This window comes from Dehalococcoidales bacterium (assembly GCA_028716225.1).
GTDB lineage: Bacteria > Chloroflexota > Dehalococcoidia > Dehalococcoidales > UBA5760 > UBA5760.
The window spans coordinates 1-3,453 of sequence record JAQUQE010000108.1; the positions used below are offsets into that span (position 1 = coordinate 1).

General features: G+C 52.7%; 2 protein-coding genes. Both read right to left on the reverse strand.

From position 1 onward, the window contains the following. On the reverse strand, positions 1–2,531 hold a 2,531-nt coding region (locus PHI12_14235; GenBank protein ID MDD5511946.1), incomplete at its 3' end, for a pectinesterase family protein. Positions 2,532–2,798: 267 nt separating this feature from the next. Continuing rightward, a partial coding sequence (locus PHI12_14240; protein MDD5511947.1) for a sigma factor-like helix-turn-helix DNA-binding protein occupies positions 2,799–3,453 on the reverse strand: 655 nt, incomplete at its 5' end.

A 3,453-nucleotide genomic window follows, 5' to 3' on the forward strand; every position in this document is an offset into this window, starting at 1 on the left:
CCGGTTATTTCGCCGTTGGTGAACGAGAAGTTGCCAGCCAAGGGGTTGATGTAGGCAGCCATGCCGACGGTTCCCTGGCCGTCCAGAAGGACGTAGTCAAAGCTGAGGTCGTAGACAAAGCCTGAGCCGGTGTGTCCGACAGTGACCCCTGGGCCATATGTTCCCGCATTGCCTTTAATGGCCATTTGCGAGACAGACAGGCCTGTCAGGTCGCCGCCTGTGGTGTCGAGCTTCAGCCCGCCGGTGACAATCGTGTCTTCAGGCCCTGCTCCTTGTAGAAGCAGATTGTCCAGTGCGTCGTTAACAACGATGGTTTCATCGTACGTTCCCGCCGTAACCTGGATGGTATCTCCGGGATTGGCCGCGTCAATAGCTTCCTGGATGGTGTTGTGGTAGGTTTCCTGAGAAGTGTTGATTACCGGTTTGCTGGAGACCAGTTGTGACATGTCTCCGCTGGCATACCATGGGTCGTAGGCAACCGCTCCGTTAAGGAGAGCCTGTATTTCGGCTTCTACTGCCGTACCCCACCAGTTCTTGGTGGCGTCGATAACGAAACCGTTTGTCGGTGTGCCGATGACCTGGACAGCATGTCCGCCGCTGCCAGAAAAGCTGGTAGAGTGGACGTTAAAGTCCTCGCTGGCTCCGAAGAACCCGACCCTGTCTTCGTCTTCAAAAGTAGGATTCTTGAAGTGGGCTTCCAGGTCTACTTGTATGTCGTCCCAGCCGTTGTCGTGAAAGTCGCAGTTGATGTAGTCGATACCTTTGTTGACTGGTCCGTGGTATGCCCCGTTCTTCTGGTTTCCGTAGACCTCAAGATTGTCCACGGTCATGTTTTCGGGGCCTAAGCCGATTTGCTCGCCGCTGTCGCTTGATCCGCGGACGAATAGCAGGCCGTTGCCGTACTTCAGATTGTCGGCATCTTCGGGGTAGAAACTACCGTAGTAACCGCCGTTGTTGTAGACCTTGCCGTTACGGAGAGTCAATCCGGTGATGCCGCCGCCCGTTTCAAAACCTGAGCGGTGCGAGCCGTAGCTCTCGAAGTCTTCGAATACCGTCCCGTCCATGGGGCTGGGGTACCTGGCGCCATAAGAATAGTATGATCCCCAGATAAAGACATTGTTGCCGTTTCCTTCAGCGCCGAATATCTTGGTGCCAGTGATGCTGCTGTTGGTCAGGCCGAACGGAACTTCCTGGTATTGGTTGAGGCTGATATAGAGCCCCATCCGGCCAGCTGTCCCGTCCTGGTCAGTCAGGTTGGTGTTGGGACCGATAACGCTGTTTTTGATGTTGATGTTATTCAGCGTCATGGTCTGAGCCTTGATGGTAAGCAACATGTCGTTCTGACTTCCGGGAGGGGCGTTCAGGCTTTGGACGATAAATCCTTCAAAGTTGACGTCATTGGTGTCTTGGATGAGAACGACTGACACTACTCCTGTAGGCGCCGGCTCGGGATTGTTGAGGATTGATTCCACACTTTCATCCCAGGCGTAGCCGGCAGGGACTTCGTAGCCGTTCTTGTTTATGTCCCAAGTAGCTCCACGCAGAGTGAGCGGTTTTCCGACAACGATTCTCTCATCGTATCTTCCAGCCGCTACCTTGATGACGTCGCCGGGATCGGCAGCGTCAATGGCGTCTTGCACACTGGCATACGGATACCCGCGGGTTATTACGTTTTTGTCCGCAAATCCGTTGATATAAGCCAGCTTCTTGGCGTCGAAGGACCAGGCAACCATTGCAACCGGGCCAGCCGATACCACTGCGTCATTGCTCCCGTCGTCGTTCATAACGCGGAGAGCGCCTGTGCCATCGTGGTAGGCTATTTTCCCGTTGGTGCCCCAGTCAGGGTAGTCGCCGCCGGAACTTCCGCCGATGCCGATTTCCCTGTTGAGACCTGTGCCGTCGGCCGCGAAAACACCAACATACATGTTGGAGCTTGGGCCCCAGGCGCAGGCAATTTCGGTTCCATCAGGAGACCAGGCCGGTGCGTAGGCTGTTTTGGAATAATCGGTTATCTGGATTAAGTTTTCTCCGTCAAAACCGATCGTCCATATGCCCATTGTGCCGGCATTATCGGCGAAAGCCAATGTCGAGCCGTCAAACGACCAGTCCAGAGAATGGGTGCCCGTGATGTCCTCTCCGGTTGGAGGGTAGGCATGGGTAGTGTCGATGGTCTTAACCAGGGTGCCGTCGGGCTGGATGATGGTGATGCCTTGGCCGGCCAGAGCGATCAACCCGTCCGGATAGTCGTCAATGGGCGGGCCCCATTTGGGCCGCGTACCGGAAGGATAGATTAACTCGGGATCCGAACCATCAGCATTTATCGTCCAGATACCGCCAGTACCAGTGTAGACGATTCTGCTTCCATCGGGAGAAAAGCTCCCCATGTAGTGTCCACCGTCGCTGGTCATCTGAGCAACAGGCCCGTTAACCTCTAGGATTGCCGAGTCTGCTGAGACCGGGGAAACTGGTATTAAGCCGAAGCTTAGTACCAGTACGAGAGTAAGGAAGATACTGAAAAATTTCCTTTTCACCTCATAACTCCTTTTTCTTGGATTTTTTCACTTTCTGTGGTTTTGTCTTTCAGGTTTCCCTATAAATCATTAACCTCCTTGCATTCGTAACTTTCATTACAAACATTATTAATATGTCAAAGGGCAAAAGAGCTATTTACCCTGTAAAATAGAGGGATAAAATCTGATTTTCCTCCTTCTTTGATTTTCCCTCCGGTAGGCTAAAATCTAACATAAATGATACCTTTTGTCAAGCTATCTCAGGAATAAAAAAGTAGGCGTCCCCTTTTAAGGAGACGCCTCTTGCTCTGCTATCTGCAGTGCTTTTTTGATGACTTCGAAAGATTCCTTGCCGATGTTGCGGAAACTCCTGATGTTTGGTTCGGGAGTTCTTCTGAGTTGCGAGAGCTGCAGCATGTTCTGGCGCCGCAAGGCATTGTGAATGCGGTTGTACGGCGAGATGACCAGGCCGTGCTCTTTCTGGTAATCGTCCGATGCTTTCTTCAAGACCATGGCCAGGCGCCTTTCATCTTCCCGGTCGTGTAAAACCGAGGTTTGCTTCTCCAGCTCTCTTTCCAGCTTGCGGATTCTCTGTCTTTCCTTGAACCTCTCCTCCGGCGAAGGGATTATGAATTCCCTTAAACGCCTGGAGCGCGTCGGATGACGCAGCCGGACAAGGGAGCGGTGGATGATCTGGCCTATGCGGGTATGAGTTACCTTGTATTCTTTGGCAATCTCTTTCTGGGTCAGGCATTTGCCGTCTTTCAGGCCAAAGTATAGGCTCAGTATCCGTTCGTGTCTGTCGCCGAGAGTGCTCAGGATATCCTGGATTTCCTCATCCAGATTTACCTTTCTGACGGGATAGGAAGTCGTGCCCAGCCGGATTTCATTTTCCCCGCCTTCTTTCTCCTGCCAGATGTAAGGGTAGTACCTTATCTCGGAC